Source organism: Streptomyces roseoverticillatus (genome assembly GCF_000719265.1).
GTDB classification, from domain to species: Bacteria; Actinomycetota; Actinomycetes; order Streptomycetales; family Streptomycetaceae; genus Streptomyces; species Streptomyces roseoverticillatus.
This window is the reverse complement of the sequence record NZ_JOFL01000012.1, coordinates 145,821-163,178: the sequence shown is the minus strand read 5'-3', so window position 1 is coordinate 163,178 and position 17,358 is coordinate 145,821. Positions and strand designations below refer to the sequence as shown.

General features: G+C 73.8%; 15 protein-coding genes. 8 read left to right on the top strand and 7 right to left on the bottom strand.

All coding sequences use genetic code 11. The features are described from left to right. Positions 1-104 precede the first annotated feature (104 nt). Positions 105-2,606, top strand: coding sequence for a helicase C-terminal domain-containing protein (locus IF61_RS0116950; RefSeq protein ID WP_043189458.1), 2,502 nt, complete (start codon positions 105-107; stop codon positions 2,604-2,606). 192 nt (positions 2,607-2,798) lie between these two features. Continuing rightward, on the top strand, positions 2,799-4,445 hold the full coding sequence (locus tag IF61_RS0116945) for a DNA repair helicase XPB (RefSeq protein WP_030367239.1): 1,647 nt from the start codon (positions 2,799-2,801) through the stop codon (positions 4,443-4,445). Between the two features lie 57 nt (positions 4,446-4,502). Here IF61_RS0116945 and IF61_RS35900 read toward each other — a convergent pair whose 3' ends face one another. Beyond that, the gene (locus IF61_RS35900; RefSeq protein ID WP_157848616.1) at positions 4,503-4,643 is read right to left on the bottom strand and encodes a hypothetical protein; all 141 of its coding nucleotides are present in this window, start codon (positions 4,641-4,643) and stop codon (positions 4,503-4,505) included. Positions 4,644-4,933: 290 nt separating this feature from the next. Between IF61_RS35900 and IF61_RS0116935 the strand changes: the two genes are divergently transcribed. Beyond that, entirely contained in the window at positions 4,934-6,994 is a 2,061-nt protein-coding gene (locus IF61_RS0116935; RefSeq protein WP_030367238.1) for a HelD family protein, read from the top strand. 49 nt (positions 6,995-7,043) lie between these two features. On the opposite strand, the gene IF61_RS0116930 is transcribed toward IF61_RS0116935, so the two are convergent. Then, a complete protein-coding gene (locus IF61_RS0116930) occupies positions 7,044-7,364 on the bottom strand; it encodes an ArsR/SmtB family transcription factor (protein ID WP_030367237.1) in 321 nt (106 codons plus the stop codon). A gap of 129 nt (positions 7,365-7,493) precedes the next feature. Between IF61_RS0116930 and IF61_RS0116925 the strand changes: the two genes are divergently transcribed. Then, positions 7,494-8,702, top strand: coding sequence for an MFS transporter (locus IF61_RS0116925; protein ID WP_107043051.1), 1,209 nt, complete (start codon positions 7,494-7,496; stop codon positions 8,700-8,702). A gap of 74 nt (positions 8,703-8,776) precedes the next feature. Here IF61_RS0116925 and IF61_RS0116920 read toward each other — a convergent pair whose 3' ends face one another. Next, complete coding sequence (locus IF61_RS0116920) at positions 8,777-9,475, bottom strand: copper homeostasis protein CutC (protein ID WP_030367235.1); 699 nt, start codon at positions 9,473-9,475, stop codon at positions 8,777-8,779. 58 nt (positions 9,476-9,533) lie between these two features. Between IF61_RS0116920 and IF61_RS0116915 the strand changes: the two genes are divergently transcribed. Next, positions 9,534-10,202, top strand: a complete 669-nt coding sequence (locus IF61_RS0116915; RefSeq protein WP_030367234.1) for an HD domain-containing protein — start codon at positions 9,534-9,536, stop codon at positions 10,200-10,202. A gap of 25 nt (positions 10,203-10,227) precedes the next feature. On the opposite strand, the gene IF61_RS0116910 is transcribed toward IF61_RS0116915, so the two are convergent. Together IF61_RS0116910 and IF61_RS0116905 are read right to left on the bottom strand one after the other, a co-directional pair. Beyond that, positions 10,228-10,494 carry a DUF4031 domain-containing protein gene (locus IF61_RS0116910; RefSeq protein ID WP_030367233.1) on the bottom strand — a complete coding sequence of 89 codons (267 nt, stop codon included), beginning with the start codon at positions 10,492-10,494 and terminating at the stop codon, positions 10,228-10,230. 10 nt (positions 10,495-10,504) lie between these two features. Beyond that, positions 10,505-10,873: a hypothetical protein gene (locus tag IF61_RS0116905; protein WP_030367232.1), complete on the bottom strand. Its 369-nt coding sequence runs from the start codon at positions 10,871-10,873 to the stop codon at positions 10,505-10,507. Between the two features lie 219 nt (positions 10,874-11,092). Between IF61_RS0116905 and IF61_RS0116900 the strand changes: the two genes are divergently transcribed. From IF61_RS0116900 to IF61_RS0116890, 3 genes are read left to right on the top strand one after another with little or no spacing between them, the layout of a single operon-like run. Beyond that, positions 11,093-11,974 carry a MurR/RpiR family transcriptional regulator gene (locus IF61_RS0116900; RefSeq protein WP_043189454.1) on the top strand — a complete coding sequence of 294 codons (882 nt, stop codon included), beginning with the start codon at positions 11,093-11,095 and terminating at the stop codon, positions 11,972-11,974. A gap of 44 nt (positions 11,975-12,018) precedes the next feature. After that, the gene (murQ, locus tag IF61_RS0116895; protein WP_078660269.1) at positions 12,019-13,191 is read left to right on the top strand and encodes an N-acetylmuramic acid 6-phosphate etherase; all 1,173 of its coding nucleotides are present in this window, start codon (positions 12,019-12,021) and stop codon (positions 13,189-13,191) included. A 7-nt stretch (positions 13,192-13,198) separates the two neighbouring features. Continuing rightward, on the top strand, positions 13,199-14,761 hold the full coding sequence (locus tag IF61_RS0116890; RefSeq protein ID WP_397945876.1) for a PTS transporter subunit EIIC: 1,563 nt from the start codon (positions 13,199-13,201) through the stop codon (positions 14,759-14,761). Between the two features lie 94 nt (positions 14,762-14,855). Here the strand turns inward: IF61_RS0116890 and groL are convergent, their stop codons facing one another. Next, positions 14,856-16,478 (bottom strand): chaperonin GroEL, encoded by a 1,623-nt coding sequence (gene groL, locus IF61_RS0116885; protein ID WP_030367228.1) that lies wholly within the window; start codon positions 16,476-16,478, stop codon positions 14,856-14,858. A 431-nt stretch (positions 16,479-16,909) separates the two neighbouring features. After that, positions 16,910-17,116 carry a cold-shock protein gene (locus tag IF61_RS0116880; RefSeq protein ID WP_030367227.1) on the bottom strand — a complete coding sequence of 69 codons (207 nt, stop codon included), beginning with the start codon at positions 17,114-17,116 and terminating at the stop codon, positions 16,910-16,912. Positions 17,117-17,358: the final 242 nt, after the last annotated feature.

Genomic DNA, 17,358 nt, shown 5'->3' with positions numbered 1-17,358 from the left:
AGGCACCCCCACGCCCCGGCCCCAGCACCCGCCCCGCAGGCGAACCACCCCACCGCCCGCGCAACCCCCTGGCCCGCGCCCCGCAACCCGGTACCGTAAACAGAATGACCACACCGCGGGAGACAGGCAGTAGCGGCGGCGCCGCGCGCGGCGGCGGGCCGCGGACGCTGGCCGAGGAGCTGCGGGCGCGGCCCGACGGCGCGCTCGCCGGGCTGCTGCGCGCGCGGCCCGATCTGCTGAACCCCGTGCCGGGCGACCTGACCCAGCTGGCGACCCGCGCCGGCACCCGCGCCTCCGTCCTGCGCGCCCTGGAGCGCCTGGACCGCTTCGTCCTGCAGACGGCGGAGGCCCTGGCCGTCGCCCCGGACCCGTGCCCGTACGGCAGGCTCGCTGCCCTGATGACCGGGGACGCCCCCGAGGACCCCCGCATCGCCGAGGCCCTGCCCAGGGCCGTCGCCGCGCTGCGCGACCAGGCCCTCGTCTGGGGCACCGCGGACCGCCTGCGCCTGGTCCGGACCGCCCGCGAGCTGCTCGCGCCGAGCCCCGCGCACCCGTCCCCCACCGGCCTGGGCCCGACCGTGGCGGAGGCCACGGCGGGCATGTCGCCGGGCCGCGTGCAGCAGATCATCGCCGCGGCGGGCCTGCCGGGCACGCACGACCCGGTGTCGGCCGTCGCGGCGCTCACGGCCCTGTTCGAGGACCGCGCCCGCATGGCGGAGCTGCTGGCGCAGGCGCCCCGGGATGCCTCGGCGGTCCTCGACCGCCTGCGGTGGGGCCCGCCGTACGGGACGGTCACCGCCGACCCCGCCCCGCACCTGCGCTGGCTCCTCGACCGGGGCCTGCTGCTGCCCGCGACGCCGGGCAGCGTCGTGCTCCCCCGGGAGGTGGCCCTGCACCTGCGTGCCGGCCGCGCCCACCGCGCCCCCGAGCCCGCCGCCCCCGAGCTCGCCCCGGCGACCCCGCACTCCGCCCGCACGGTGGACGCGGGCGCGGCAGGGCAGGCCTTCACCGCCCTCGCCACCGTGGAGGAGCTGCTGGCGGCCTGGGAGTCGGACGGCCCGCTCGTGCTGCGCGCCGGCGGCCTGAGCGTGCGCGACCTCAAGCGCACCGCGACCCTCCTCGACACCACGGAGTCCGCGGCCGCCTTCTGGACGGAGCTGGCGCACGCGGCCGGGCTGCTGGCCTCCGACGGGGAGGTCGACGAGCGCTACGCCCCCACTCCCGCCTACGACGACTGGCTGCACCTGCCGGCCGAGCAGCGCTGGGCCCGGCTGGCCACGGCCTGGCTGGCCGCCACCCGCACCGCGGGCCTGGCCGGCGGCCGGGACGCCAAGTCCCGCCCGCTCAACGCCCTCGGCCCGGACCTGGACCGCTCCCCGGCCCCCGAGGTCCGCCACCGCGTCCTCGCCCTCCTGGCCACGCTCCCGCACGGCGCGTCGGTGACCCCGGAGACGCTGCTGGCCCGCCTGCACTGGGAGCGCCCGCCGCGCACCCCGGCCGAGCCGGGCGCGGAGGACCTGCGCACCCGCCTGGCCCGCTGGGCCCTCACCGAGGCCGAGCTGCTGGGCGTCACGAACCGCGGCGCGCTCTCGGCACCGGGCCGCGCCCTCCTGGGCGACACGGAATCCGCCGGACCACTCACCGACGCCGAAGCCGGCGCCCTCGCCGTCCGCGCGGCCACCGCCCTCGCCCCGCTCCTCCCCGAGCCGCTCGACCACATCCTGCTCCAGGCGGACCTGACGGCCGTCGCTCCCGGCCCGCTGAAGCGGCCGCTCGCGCAGATGCTGTCGGTCCTCGCGGACGTCGAGTCCAAGGGCGGGGCCACGGTCTACCGCTTCACGCCCGCCTCCGTGCGCCGCGCGCTGGACGCCGGGCAGACCGCGACCGACCTCAAGGCGTTCCTCACCGGGCACTCCCGTACGCCCGTGCCCCAGCCGCTGGCCTACCTCGTCGACGACGTGGCCCGCCGCCACGGCCACCTGCGCGTCGGCGCGGCCTCCTCGTACCTGCGCTGCGACGACGACGCGGTGCTCGCCGAGATCCTCGCCGACCGCCGCTCGGCCCCGCTGCGGCTGCGCCGCCTCGCGCCCACCGTGCTGGCCGCGCAGGCCGCGCCGGACGAGCTTCTGGAGGGCCTGCGGGCCATGGGGTACGCCCCGGCGGCCGAGTCCGCGGAGGGCGACGTCGTCGTCACGCGCGCCGACGCCCGCCGCACCCCGCCGCGCACCGCGCCCGTCCCCGTCCCGGAGGGCCCGCCGGTCCCCGACGAGACGCTGCTGGGCGCCGCCGTACGGGCGATCCGGGCCGGCGACATGGCGTCGACGGCCGAGCGCAAGCCGGTCGCCGCGCCCGCCCCGGCCGGCGGCGGCCTGCCCCGTACGACGTCCGCGGAGACCCTCGCGACGATGCAGGCCGCGGTCATGACGGGGTCCGCGGTGTGGATCGGCTACGTCAACGCGGAGGGCGCGGCGAGCCAGCGCGTGATCGCCCCGGTACGGGTCGAGGGCGGCTTCGTGACCGGCTACGACCACACGGCGGACGAGGTCCGCACGTACCCGCTGCACCGGATCACGGGCGTCGCGGAGCTGGCGGACGAGCACGCCTGACCGGGCCCTGGACGATTACAGCCATACGGCCCTACGGCCCCGCGCCCCGGCACCCGGCACGTACGCCCCCCGACCGCCCCCGTACCGCCCCCGGAACGGCCCACGCCCGATTCCCACCCGCCTCCACGCCCGTGCAAGTAGACTGAGGAGTTTGGCGCGAGGGGCCGGTCCGGCCCGGTAGTGGAGGTACGAGTGTCCTGCTTGATCGTCCAGAGCGACAAGACGCTGCTCCTGGAAGTCGACCACGAGCAGGCGGACGCGTGCCGCCGCGCCATCGCCCCCTTCGCCGAGCTGGAGCGGGCCCCGGAGCACATCCACACCTACCGGGTCACCCCGCTGGGGCTGTGGAACGCCCGGGCCGCGGGCCATGACGCCGAGCAGGTCGTCGACGCCCTCGTCACGTACTCCCGCTACCCCGTCCCGCACGCCCTCCTCGTCGACATCGCCGAGACGATGGACCGCTACGGGCGGCTGAAGCTGGTCAAGCACCCCACGCACGGGCTGGTGCTGGAGTCCACGGACCGCCCCGTCCTGGAGGAGATCCTCCGCTCGAAGAAGATCCAGCCGCTCGTCGGCTCCCGGATCGATCCGGACACGGTCGCCGTGCACCCCTCCGAGCGGGGTCAGATCAAGCAGACGCTGCTCAAGCTGGGCTGGCCCGCGGAGGACCTCGCGGGGTACGTCGACGGCGAGGCCCATCCCATCGAGCTGGCGGAGGACGGCTGGGCGCTGCGCCCGTACCAGCAGCAGGCCGTCGACGGCTTCTGGCACGGCGGCTCGGGCGTGGTCGTGCTGCCGTGCGGCGCGGGCAAGACGCTCGTCGGCGCCGGGGCGATGGCCAAGGCGAAGGCGACGACGCTGATCCTCGTCACCAACACGGTCTCCGCCCGCCAGTGGAAGCACGAGCTGGTCAAGCGCACGTCGCTGACCGAGGACGAGATCGGTGAGTACAGCGGTACGAAGAAGGAGATCCGGCCGGTCACCATCGCCACGTACCAGGTCCTCACGACCAAGCGGAAGGGCATCTACCCGCACCTGGAGCTGTTCGACTCCCGGGACTGGGGCCTGGTCGTCTACGACGAGGTGCACCTGCTGCCGGCGCCGGTCTTCAAGTTCACGGCCGACCTGCAGGCCCGCCGCCGCCTGGGCCTGACGGCGACGCTCGTGCGCGAGGACGGGCGCGAGTCGGACGTCTTCTCGCTCATCGGCCCGAAGCGCTTCGACGCGCCGTGGAAGGAGATCGAGGCGCAGGGCTACATCGCGCCCGCGGACTGCGTGGAGGTGCGCGTCAACCTCACCGACTCCGAGCGGCTCTCCTACGCGACGGCGGAACCGGAGGAGAAGTACCGTTTCTGTGCGACGACGGCCACCAAGCGGCGCGTCACCGAGGCGCTCGTGGCCCGGCACAAGGGCGAGCAGACGCTGGTCATCGGGCAGTACATCGATCAGCTCGACGAGCTGGGCGAGCACCTCGACGCCCCCGTGATCAAGGGCGAGACCAGCAACGCGCAGCGCGAGAAGCTCTTCGACGCCTTCCGCGAGGGCGAGCTCTCGGTGCTCGTCGTCTCGAAGGTCGCGAACTTCTCGATCGACCTGCCGGAGGCGACGGTCGCCATTCAGGTCTCGGGCACGTTCGGCTCGCGGCAGGAGGAGGCTCAGCGCCTCGGCCGGGTGCTGCGCCCGAAGGCGGACGGGCACGAGGCGCGCTTCTATTCGGTGGTCGCGCGCGACACCATCGACCAGGACTTCGCGGCGCACCGGCAGCGGTTCCTGGCCGAGCAGGGCTACGCGTACCGGATCGTGGACGCGGACGAGCTGCTCGCGGGCGATGGAGCGTAAGCCGTAGGACTCCAGCCGCTCCGGCCGCTCCGGCCGCTCTTCAAAGAGCGGCCGGGCTCAGGCCTTGCGCGTCTCCGCGTACTGGCCGAGGACGACGACGCTGACGGCCGCACCGGCGAAGGCCTTGATCGCGCGGAGGGCGTGGGCGAAGGGGGATTCGATGGCGGCGGAGTCCGGGTTCCCGGTTGCGGTGTTCATGTCTCCATGATGGTTTCCCGACGCGCCCCGGACATCGGCCTGCCGGTGTAAAAGCGCAGGCCCGCGCCTACGACCCCAGGATCATGGCGTCCCCTACGGGAGGTGGACGCCGACCCTGACAACCGGCCCTTCCGGCAGACTCGGGGCGCGGGAAATTCGCTCGCGCGCCCCCGGCCCGCTGACTAGAATCTCCCCTTCCCGCCGCCTCCCACAACACCTTGGGAGCGCCGCCGTCCGGCCGGAAACCGGAGGCTTCCCGTTCGTTCCGCCGTACGCCTGGAGGCTCTGCCGTGCCCGCGCCACACGCACCGACCGCGAACGATCCCCTGGAGCGGGAGCGCACCCACCTCTCCTCCTCCCGCGCCGCCCTGCGCGCCATGCGGGAGGACGTCGAGGCCCTCGACATCAAGGACGTGACGGCGAACTGGGTCAACGCCGCCGTCCTGCAGCGGCAGATCGACGACCGCATCACGGCGCTGGCCGACCTCGCGCACACGCCGCTGTTCTTCGGGCGGCTGGACTACGCGCACGCGCCGGGCGCCGATCAGGCGGAAGGCGCGGAGGGCGAGCGGTTCTACATCGGGCGGCGCCACGTCCACGACGCCGACGGCGACCCGATGGTGATCGACTGGCGCGCGCCGGTCTCGCAGCCGTTCTACCGGGCGTCCAAGAAGGAGCCGATGGACGTGCGGATGCGCCGCCGCTTCGGCTACACGGGCGGCGACCTCACCGCGTACGAGGACGAGGACCTGACGGACGCGGCGGCCGCCGATCAGGCCAGCAAGCTGCTCCAGGCGGAGATCGAGCGCCCTCGCGTGGGCCCCATGCGGGACATCGTGGCGACGATCCAGCCGGAGCAGGACGAGATCGTGCGCGCCGGGATCGGCGGCACGGTGTGCGTGCAGGGGGCGCCGGGCACGGGGAAGACGGCGGTCGGCCTGCACCGCGTGGCCTATCTGCTCTACGCGCACCGCGAGCGCCTCGCCCGTACGGGCACGCTCGTCATCGGCCCGAACCGGTCCTTCCTGCACTACATCGAGCAGGTGCTGCCCGCGCTGGGCGAGTTGAACGTGGCGCAGGCGACGGTGGACGACCTGGTCGCGCACGTGGAGGTGCGGGGAACCGATTCCGCGACCGCGGCCCGCATCAAGGGCGACGCCCGCATGGCGGAGGTGCTGCGGCGCGCCGTGCGGTCCGGGGTGACGATGCCTCAGGAGCCGGTGGTCGTGGTGCGCGGCTCGCGGCGCTGGCGGGTGCCGGCCTACGAGATCGAGGAGATCGTCCGCGAGCTCCTGGACCGCGACATCCGCTACGGCGCCGCGCGCGAGGCCCTGCCGCAGCGGATCGCGCACGCCGTGCTGGTGCGCATGGAGCAGGCGGGCGAGGCGCCGGACGACCGGGTGCAGGACGCGGTGGCGCGGAACGCCGCCGTGAAGGCGGCCGTCAAGGCGGTCTGGCCCGCGGTCGACCCGGCGAAGCTCGTGCTGCGGCTGCTGTCCGACGCGGAGTTCCTGGCGGAGCACGCGGAGGGGGTGCTGTCGGCGGAGGAGCAGGCGGAGGTCCTGTGGGCGAAGCCGGCGCGCGGCGTGAAGTCGGCGAAGTGGTCGGCTGCGGACGCGGTGCTGATCGACGAGGCGGCGGACCTGGTGGCGCGCACGCCGTCGCTCGGCCACGTGGTGCTGGACGAGGCGCAGGACCTCTCGCCCATGCAGTACCGCGCGGTGGGCCGCCGCTGCACGACCGGTTCGGCGACGATCCTCGGCGACCTCGCGCAGGGCACGACGCCGTGGGCGACGTCCAGCTGGGAGGAGGCGCTGACGCACCTCGGGAAGCCGGAGGCCGCCGTCGAGGAGCTCACTCAGGGCTTCCGCGTGCCGCGCGAGGTGATCGCCTACGCGTCGCGCCTGCTGCCCGCCATCGCGCCGGGCCTGGCCGAGGCCACGTCGGTGCGTGAGGCGGCCGGCGACTTCTCGGTCCGCCCGGTGGCCGCCGGGGAGCTGGACGGGGCGGTCGTGGCGGCGTGCCGGGAGTCGCTGGCGCGCGAGGGGTCGACCGGCCTGATTGCGGCGGACGCGCGGATCGCCGCGCTGGGCGCGCTGCTGGCGGAGGCGGGCCTGCCGTACCTGGCGCCCGGCGAGGAGACGACGGCGGAGGCCCGTCTGACGCTGGTGCCGGCGTCCCTGGCGAAGGGCCTGGAGTACGACTACGTGGTGCTGGACGAGCCGGCGGCGGTCGTCGCCGGGGAGCCGGACGAGCGGACGGGGCTGCGGCGGCTGTACGTGGCGCTGACGCGAGCGGTGTCGGGGCTGACGGTGCTTCACGCGGAGGCGCTGCCCGGGCAGTTGGGGTAGCCGGAGCCTTTTCGACTCGAATTCGGCTCGAATTCGAGTCGAAGGGGGACTACCCCTCCAACCCCTTGAGCAGGGCGTCCAGCAGCCCCGGGAAGCGCCGGTCGAGATCGTCCCGCCGCAGCCGTACGAACCGGTTGCGGCCGGCGACGCGCGTCGCCGTCACGCCCGCCTCGCGCAGGACCTTCATGTGGTGCGACACCGTGGACTTGTGCAGGTGGTCGAGGCCGAGCCCGTCCATGGCGCAGCTGACCTCCCGGCCCTCCAGGTAGATCGACAGGAGCTGCAGGCGCACCGGGTCGCCGAGCGCGTGCAGCACCTTCACGAGCTGGATGTCTTCGGTCGCGGGCTGCGGGAGCCACTCGTCCGGCATGGCTTCTTCCTCTCCATCAACCCCCCGATGACTGTTTGACAATCATCCACCCATCATCAATTGTTTGACGAGTATCCAACGATTGAAGCGATCAATCACTCGTCTCACCGGTCCGATGGGAAGGCCCCCGTGCGCCTACGACTCCTCCTGCTCGCCCTCGGCACTTTCGCCGTGGGCACCGACACCATGGTCATGGCCGGCATCCTGGGCCGGATCTCCGGCGACCTCGGCGTCTCCGTACCGGCGGCCGGGCAGCTCGTGACGGTCTTCGCGCTCTCGTACGCGCTGCTCGCGCCCGTCCTGGCCGCCGTGACCGCGCGCTGGCCGCGCCGCCGCCTGCTGCTCATCGCGCTCACCGTGTTCACGGCCGCGAACGCCCTGAGCGCCCTCGCCCCCGACTACCCCACCCTGCTCGCCACCCGCGTCCTCGCCGCCGCCGGCGCGGCGCTCTACACCCCGACCGCCAGCGCCGCGGCCACCGCCCTCGTCCCGCCGGAGCGGCGCGGCCGGGCCATCGCGACCGTCCTCGGCGGCATGACCGTGGCCACGGCCCTGGGCGTGCCGCTCGGCACCTACGTGGGCCGGGCGGACTGGCGGCTGACGATGTGGCTCGTCACCGCCCTCGGCGCGGTGGCCCTGCTGGGCCTGGCCGCCTTCCTCCGCGAACTGCCCGCGCCCGCCGGGTCGGTGAGCCTGCGGCAACGGCTGACGCCGCTGCGCGACGGACGGGTGCTGGGAGCCGTCGCGACGACCTTCACGTTCTTCCTGGCCTTCCAGTCCGTCTACATCTACCTGGGGACGGCCGTCCGCCCGGCCACGGGCGGGGACGCGGACCGGCTCAGCGCCGTCCTGCTGGCGACCGGCGTCGCGTCGGTCGCGGGCAGCTGGCTGGGCGGCCGCGCCGTGGACCGCTGGGGCGTGCGGAAGGTCCTGCTGACCGGCAGCGTGCTCTCGGTGGTGTGCTTCGCGGCCCTGCCGTGGCTGGGCCGGACTATGCCGGGCGCGCTCTTCTACGCCCTGCTGGTCCCGCTCGCCGGCTGGTCCATCTCGGTCGCCCAGCCCCACCGCCTCGCCTCCCTGAGCCCCGGCAACGCCCCCTTGCTGCTCTCCCTGAACAGCAGCGCCCTCTACCTGGGCATGGCCGCGGGCGGCACCGCGGGCAGCCTGGCGATCGCCCTCCTGGGTGAGCGCCGGTTCCCGCTGGCGGCGTCAGTGCTGGGAGTGGGGGCGATGGCGCTGGCGGCGAGGACGACGCGGCCCGCGGCGGCGGGCAAGGTCCACGACCGGGCTAATGACGTGGCGTCAACTCCGGCACCGGAAGCCGCGCTGAAGAGCTAGAACCGGTCCGCCTCGGCGCAAGGCGCGAGCCGCGCCGGACGCTCCGCTCGGCGCCCCGCCGCCAGGACGCCCCGCTACGCGTCCAGCGCCGACCGCCACGTCCGCACCGCGCCCGCGTCCACCGGGCCGGTCCAGCCGTCCGGGCGGGCCGCGCCGCCGATGTGGAAGGCGGAGATCCCGGCGCCCCGCAGGACCGGGAGGTGCTTGAGCTGGAGGCCGCCGCCGACCATGATCCGCGGTTCGTAGCCGGGCTCGTCCGAGCGGCCCGCCTCCGCGACGAGGGTCGGCAGGCCGTCGTCGACGCCGGACGCGGAGCCCGCCGTCAGGTAGGTGTCCAGGCCGGGCAGGTCCGCGAGCTGCTTGCGCAGCGCGTCCCGGTCCGCCGCCCGGTCGATGGCGCGGTGGAAGGTCCAGCGCGCCCGCGGGCCGATCGCGTCGGCGAGGGCGGAGACGGCCGTGAGGTCGGCCCGGCCGTCGTCCGTGAGGAAGCCGAGGACGAACTCGGAGGCGCCTTCCGCGGCGAGCGCCCGGGCGGTGTCGCACAGGGCGGCCAGGGCGGCCGCATCACCCGCGGAGAAGCCGTCGGCGGCGCGCAGCATGACCCGTACGGGGATGTCGACGGCATCCCGTACGGCGGTGAAGGTCTCCAGCGGCGGAGTGAGGCCGTCCGCGGCCATGTCGGTGACCAGTTCGAGGCGGTCCGCTCCGCCGTCCTGCGCCGCCCTCGCGTCCCGCGGGTCGAGCGCGATCACTTCAAGAATTGGTCTAGACATATTGCACAGCCTGCCATACGCGCGGCCCGCGCCAAAAGCGGTGTTCCACAATTGGCCTATGACACTCCCGAGCGAGCACCCGTCCGGCCCCGCCCTGCGCGCCCGCTGGCAGGAGACCGTCGAGCGCGCCCGCGCCGCCGCCCCCGAGGACGCCCCGGACCCGGGCCCGTACGCCGACGACCTGCTGCGCCGCTGGGCGGAGCCGCAGCGCCGCTACCACACGATCGACCACCTCGCGGCGGTCCTGGACCGGGTCGACGAGCTCGCCGCGCACGCCGGCGACATCGAAGCGGTCCGCCTCGCCGCCTGGTTCCACGACGCCGTCTACCGCCCCGACCGCTCCGAGAACGAGGAGCGCAGCGCGCACCTCGCCGAGCGCGCCCTGCCCGAGCTGGGCATCGGCGCCGCCCGCACGGCCGAGGTCGCCCGGCTGGTGCGGCTCACCGTCGGCCACAACCCGCGGGCCGGCGACCGCGACGGCGAGGTGCTGTCCGACGCGGATCTGGCCGTGCTGGCGGGCACCCCCGAGGAGTACGCCGCCTACGCCGCCGCCGTCCGCGAGGAGTACGGCTTCGTGCCGGACGAGGCCTTCCGCGAGGGGCGCTCGGCGGTGCTGCGACAGCTCCTGGAGCTGCCGCGCCTCTTCCGCACGCCGCTGGGCTACGACCGCTGGGAAGCGGTCGCGCGCCGCAACGTCACCACCGAGCTCGGCCTGCTGACCGGCTGACCGGCCGCCCCCGCGAGCAGACCCCTTACGGCCGCTCGTGCTTCGGCCGCCGCAGCCCCGCGACCACCAGCATCCGCACCAGCTCCTTGCTGCTCGCCTCCACCGCGCCGAGCCGCACGGCATCCCCGTAGGACGTCGACGGCACGTCGTAGTGATCGCGGTCGAACGCGCGCGCGGGAGCGCCGAGCCGCGCCGCGAAGGCGTGCAGCTCGTCGAACGACACATCGCTGATCAGGTGGGACCACATGCGGCCGTGCCCGGGCCAGACGGGCGGGTCGATGTAGAGCGTCATCGGCGGCGCCTCACCGCAGCGCGTCGGAGAGCGAACCGACCGGGGCGACCAGGACCGTCTGCTTGGTGCACGCCCAGTGCGGGTCGGGGCCCAGCTCCGGCTCGACCTCCAGGGCGTGCAGGTCACCGTCCTGGCTGCAGACCGGGCACAGCGGCCAGCGGCCGTGCCGCTCCAGCAGGGCGTCCTGGACGTCCTGGGCTATGAGCCCGACCACGAACCCGGCACCCTCGGGCCACTGCTCGACCCACCACCGGCGCTGCGCCACCGCGTCCTCGACGAGCGAGACGACGTCGGCCTCCGCCACGTCACCCGCGACGAGGTCGGCGAGGATCAGGGCACGCGCCGTGTGCAGCGCTTGTTCGAGCTCCATACGGTCCATTGTCCCGGACCGGGGCGGTTGACGGTTCACCACCCTGAAAATACCTTTCAAAAGGTGAGCAGCAAATTGAAAGAAACTACCGGGGCTTCCGGAGCCGGCGGATCTGCCGGAGCCGGCGGAGCTTCCGGGGGCGAGCGACCGGTCCCCGCACCGGCCGAGGCCCCCGCCGCCACGTACGCCCACACCGGTCACACCGGTCCCGCCGCTACCGGTCACACCGTGCCCGCCCCCGGCGCCCTCGCGGCCAAGGTCCGCACCCTCGCGCCCTCCATGACCCGCTCGATGCAGCGCGTCGCCGAGGCCGTCGCCAGGGACCCCGCGGGCTCCGCCGCACTCACCGTCACCGGCCTCGCGGAGCTCACCGGCACCAGCGAGGCCACCGTCGTGCGCACCGCCCGCCTCCTCGGCTACCCCGGCTACCGCGACCTGCGGCTCGCCCTCGCCGCCCTCGCCGCCGAACAGGCGGCCGGCCGCGCCCCCGCCGTCACCGCCGACATCGCGGTCGACGACCCGCTGCCCGCCGTCGTCGCCAAGCTCGCCCAGGAAGAGGCCCAGTGCCTGGCGGACACGGCCGCCGCCCTCGACACCGCCCAGCTGGAGTCCGCCGTCGCCGCGCTCGCCGGCGCCCGGCGCATCGACGTCTACGGCATCGGCGCCTCCCACCTGGTCGGCCAGGACCTCGTCCAGAAGCTGCTCCGCATCGGCCTGATCGCCCACGCGCCCGCCGACCCCCACCTCGCCGTCACCAACGCCGTACAACTGCGCGCGGGCGACGTGGCGGTCGCCATCACCCATTCGGGCCGGACCACCGACGTCATCGAGCCGCTGCGGGTCGCCTTCGAGCACGGCGCGACGACGCTCGCGATCACCGGCCGCCCGGACGGCGAGATCGCCCAGTACGCGGACCACGTGCTCACCACCTCCTCCGCTCGGGAGAGCGAGCTGCGGCCCGCCGCCATGTCGAGCCGCACCAGCCAGCTCCTCGTGGTGGACTGCCTGTTCATCGGCGTCGCCCAGCGGACGTACGAGACCGCGGCACCGGCCCTGTCCGCCTCGTACGAAGCACTCGCCCACCGGCACGCCCCCCGCTCCCCGCGCTGACCGGAGCCGGCCCGCCCGGCCCGCAAGGAAAGAGCCGTCCGCCCATGGCCTCTTCTGCTTCGTCGTCATCCGCCGCAGCCGCAGCCGCGCCCTCCGAGCCGCCCGCACCGTCCGGCACGCCCGCCTCCCCGGGCGCGTCCGCACCGTCCGGCGCCCGTTCCGTCACGGCCGGCCCACTCGCACAGGCAGCCTCCTCCGCTTCCGCGCAGGCAGCCCCTTCCGCGCCGTCCGACCCGCCCCCGGCATCCGGCGGCCCCACCCCGCCGCGCGCTTCCGCACCATCCGGCGCACCGCCGGCGCACGGCGCGCTCCGCGCCGAGCTCGCCGCGCTCACCACCGAGGCGTTCCGCCCCGACCTCGCGGACATCGACCGGCTGCCCACCCTCGACATCGCGCGGATCATGAACGGCGAGGACGCCGGCGTCGCCGCCGCCGTCGCCGCACAGCTGTCCGAGATCGCCGCCGCCGTCGACGCGACCGCCGCCCGGATGGCCCGCGGCGGGCGGCTCGTCTACGCGGGCGCGGGCACCGCCGGCCGCCTCGGAGTGCTCGACGCGAGCGAGTGCCCGCCGACCTTCAACACCGACCCCTCGCAGGTCATGGGCGTGATCGCGGGCGGCGCCGCGGCGCTCGTCACGGCCGTCGAGGGGGCCGAGGACAGCAAGGAGCTGGCCGCCGGTGATCTGACCGCGCTCGGCGTCGGCCCGGCCGACACGGTCGTCGGCATCTCCGCCTCCGGCCGCACCCCGTACGCGATCGGGGCCGTCGAGCACGCCCGCGCGGCCGGGGCGCTGACGATCGGGGTGGCCTGCAACGCCGGTTCGGCGCTCGGCCGGGCCGCCGAGCACCCCATCGAGGTCGTCGTCGGGCCCGAACTCCTCACGGGCTCCACCCGGCTGAAGGCCGGCACCGCCCAGAAGCTCGTCCTCAACATGCTCTCGACGATCACCATGATCCGGCTCGGCAAGACGTACGGGAACCTGATGGTCGACGTGCGTGCCTCCAACGAGAAGCTGCGCGCCCGCTCCCGGCACATCGTCGCCCTGGCCACGGGCGCCGGCGAGCGGGAGACGGAGGCCGCCCTGACGGAGACCGGCGGCGAGGTGAAGAACGCGATCCTCGTCGTCCTGGGCGGCGTCGACGGGCCCACGGCCGCCCGCCTCCTGGATGAATCCGGAGGCCATCTGCGCACCGCGCTCCGAACGGCACAGGGGTAACCGCGCCATGGCACTGGACGCACCGGACGCATCGTGCGCACCGGACGACGGCCCGCCGGGGATGGCCGGGCTCCTCCTCCCCCTCCTCGGCGGCGCCGGCAACCTCACGTCCGTCACGAACTGCATGACCCGCCTGCGCGTGACCGTCCTGGACCCGCCGGCCGTCCGGCGCGACGAACTGCGGGCCCTGCCGGGGGTCCTGGGCGTCGTCGAGGACGGCACGGCCCTGCAGGTCGTGCTCGGTCCGGGCGTAGTGGCCAAGGTCGCGCCGGAGCTCGCGCGGCACGTAGAGCTCGCGCGGCACGTGGCGACCGTGGAGCCCGTGGAGCCCGTAGAACGCGTGGAGCGCGTAGAACGGGTGGAGTCCGTGGAGCCCGTCACCGCCTCGGCCCTCGCCGACCGCGGTGCGTCGCTCCGGGCCGAACGCAGGGCCCGCAACGCCACCCCGGTCAAAGAGCTCCTGCGCCGGATCGCGCAGATCTTCGTCCCGCTGATCCCCGCCCTGATCGGCTGCGGCATCGTGGCGGGCCTGGCCGGGCTGCTCGCCAACCTCCACCGGCTGCCCGCGCTCGTCCCGGCCCTGACCGCGTGCGCGTCGGGCTTCATGTCCCTGATCGCCGTCTTCGTCGGCTACAACACGGCCAAGGAGTTCGGCGGCACCCCCGTCCTGGGCGGCGCCGCCGCGGCGGTCACCGTCTTCCCGGGCGTGGAGCGGGTGACCGCGTTCGGCGAGCGGCTCGCCCCCGGCCAGGGCGGGGTCCTCGGCGCGCTGGCCGCGGCCCTGCTCGCCACGCACGTCGAGCGCTGGTGCCGGCGCCGGGTGCCGGAGGCCCTCGACGTCCTGGTCACCCCGGCGGTGACGGTCCTGGTGGCGGGCCTGGTCACGCTGTACGGGCTGATGTACGCGGCGGGCGTGGTCGCCACCGCCATCGGCCGCTTCGCCGACCGGCTGCTCGCGAACGGCGGCGCGGCGGCGGGCTTCGTCCTGGGCGGGCTGTTCCTGCCCCTGGTGATGCTGGGCCTGCACCAGGCCCTCATCCCCATCCACGCGACGCTCATCCAGGAGCAGGGCTACACGGTCCTCCTGCCGATCCTCGCGATGGCGGGCGCGGGCCAGGTGGGCGCGGCCCTCGCGGTCTACGCGCGGCTGCCGCGCAACGGCTCGGTGCGCAGGACGATCCGCTCCGCCCTGCCGGCCGGCCTCCTGGGCATCGGCGAGCCCCTGATCTACGGCGTCTCGCTCCCTCTGGGCCGCCCGTTCGTCACGGCATGCGTGGGAGGGGCGTTCGGCGGGGGCTTCGTAGGACTGCTCGCCCAGCTGGGCGACAAGGTCGGCTCGACCGCCATCGGCCCGTCGGGCTGGGCCCTGTTCCCCTTGCTGAAAGGCAGCCGCGGCCTGGGCACGACGGCGGCGGTCTACGGGGCGGGGCTGCTGGTCGGCTACGCGGCGGGCTTCGTGGTGACGTACGCGTTCGGCCTGAGCCGACGCTCTCTGGCGGAGCTGAACGCGGAAGACCGGTCCTCGATCGCCGGACGGGCCCGAGAGCTTTCGGGCCCGTCCGGCGATTGAGGACAACGGGGTAACGCCCGAGGGCGGCACCCCCAGGATCTGGGGGCACCGCCCTCGGGTGCGTACAGCGTCAGGACAAGTGATCCGGAGCGGATCAGAAGTCCATGTCACCGCCCGGCATGCCGCCCGGAGCGGCCGCGGAGGCCTTCTCCGGCTTGTCGGCGATGACGGCCTCGGTGGTGAGGAAGAGCGCGGCGATGGACGCGGCGTTCTGCAGGGCGGAGCGGGTGACCTTGGCCGGGTCGATGATGCCCTCGGCGACCAGGTCGACGTACTCGCCCGTGGCGGCGTTGAGGCCGTGGCCCGGGGTCAGGTTGCGCACCTTCTCCACGACGACGCCACCCTCGAGACCGGCGTTGACCGCGATCTGCTTGAGCGGGGCCTCCAGGGCCAGCTTGACGGCGGCGGCACCGGTGGCCTCGTCGCCCTCGAGCTCCAGCTTCTCGAACACCTGGGAGGCCTGCAGCAGGGCCACGCCACCACCGGCGACGATGCCCTCCTCGACGGCCGCCTTCGCGTTGCGAACGGCGTCCTCGATGCGGTGCTTGCGCTCCTTGAGCTCGACCTCGGTCGCGGCACCGGCCTTGATGACGGCCACGCCGCCGGCCAGCTTCGCCAGGCGCTCCTGCAGCTTCTCGCGGTCGTAGTCGGAGTCGCTGTTCTCGATCTCGGCGCGGATCTGGTTGACGCGGCCCTGGACCTGGTCGCTGTCACCGGCACCGTCGACGATGGTCGTCTCGTCCTTGGTGATGACGACCTTGCGGGCGCGGCCGAGCAGGTCGAGACCGGCGCTCTCCAGCTTGAGGCCGACCTCCTCGGAGATGACCGTGCCGCCGGTGAGGATGGCGATGTCGCCCAGCATGGCCTTGCGGCGGTCGCCGAAGCCCGGGGCCTTGACGGCGACGGACTTGAAGGTGCCGCGGATCTTGTTGACGACCAGGGTCGACAGGGCCTCGCCCTCGACGTCCTCGGCGATGATCAGCAGCGGCTTGCCCGACTGCATGACCTTCTCCAGCAGCGGGAGCAGGTCCTTGACCGAGGAGATCTTCGAGTTGACGATCAGGATGTACGGGTCGTCGAGGGACGCCTCCATACGCTCCATGTCGGTGGCGAAGTACGCCGAGATGTAGCCCTTGTCGAAGCGCATACCCTCGGTGAGCTCCAGCTCCAGACCGAAGGTCTGGGACTCCTCGACGGTGATGACGCCTTCCTTGCCGACCTTGTCCATGGCCTCGGCGATCAGCTCGCCGATCTGGGTGTCGGCGGCGGAGATGGAGGCGGTGGAGGCGATCTGCTCCTTAGTCTCCACGTCCTTGGCCTGCTCGAGCAGCGCACCGGAGACGGCCTCGACGGCCTTCTCGATGCCGCGCTTCAGCGCCATCGGGTTGGCACCCGCGGCGACGTTGCGCAGACCCTCGCGGACCAGCGCCTGGGCGAGGACGGTCGCGGTCGTCGTGCCGTCACCGGCGACGTCGTCCGTCTTCTTCGCGACCTCCTTGACCAGCTCGGCGCCGATCTTCTCGTACGGGTCCTCGAGCTCGATCTCCTTGGCGATGGACACACCATCGTTGGTGATCGTGGGGGCGCCCCACTTCTTCTCGAGGACGACGTTGCGGCCCTTGGGGCCGAGGGTGACCTTGACGGCGTCGGCGAGCTGGTTCATCCCGCGCTCGAGACCGCGCCGTGCCTCCTCGTCGAACGCGATGATCTTGGCCATGTGAAGTGGTCCTCCCAGGACGGGGTGGAGACTGCTCCGGACCGCACCGGCGCCCGCGACGGACGGCCTGCGTACCCTGCGGTTCCTTGCCCCGCCTGGCCCACGGACCTCACCGACGGTCCAAATCTGTCACTCTCACTCGGAGAGTGCTAAGCCCAATGATTAGCACTCGACCACCCCGAGTGCAAGCGGTTCGGTCTCTACACCCTCCGCAAGTGGCAGGGGGGACCTCCCAGCGGCAGCCGGGTGCGCAAGCGGTCGGCCCTCGGTACACCCGGAGGGGACACGGGGGGGGCGGGGGAGGACGGCGACGAGGACAACGGGGAGCCGTACCCATACAGAGGCACCCGCACACGCGCGAGGGGTCCGCACCTCGAGTAGAGGTGCGGACCCCTCCGCAAACCGAGCGAGCCGGTGGTCGATGCGCCGCGTCAGACCTGCTGCAGCTTCACCATGTCCGCCTGCGGCCCCTTCTGGCCCTGCGAGATCTCGAACTCGACCCGCTGACCCTCCTCGAGGGTGCGGTAACCGTCCATCTGGATCGCGCTGTAGTGGACGAATACATCCGCACCACCGTCGACCGCGATGAAGCCGTAGCCCTTCTCCGCGTTGAACCACTTGACGGTGCCCTGAGCCATGCCTAACTCCCCTATTACTGGCCCTTGCGCAGGACCGCACTTCGCGGACCCGGGTCAGACCTCACCCCCTGGCAGCCCAGTGGGTGTGCGCCGGAACGCGTCGACCGCGGCTGAATGTATCTGCACGGATGCCGTCTGCAACAGGTCACTCGGACGAGAATTCCGGGCCTGGCCGATCGAGAGAAACGGCTGAACTCCGGGTATTTCAGGGCAAGTCGGGCCGGGAAAAACGCAACCAACCC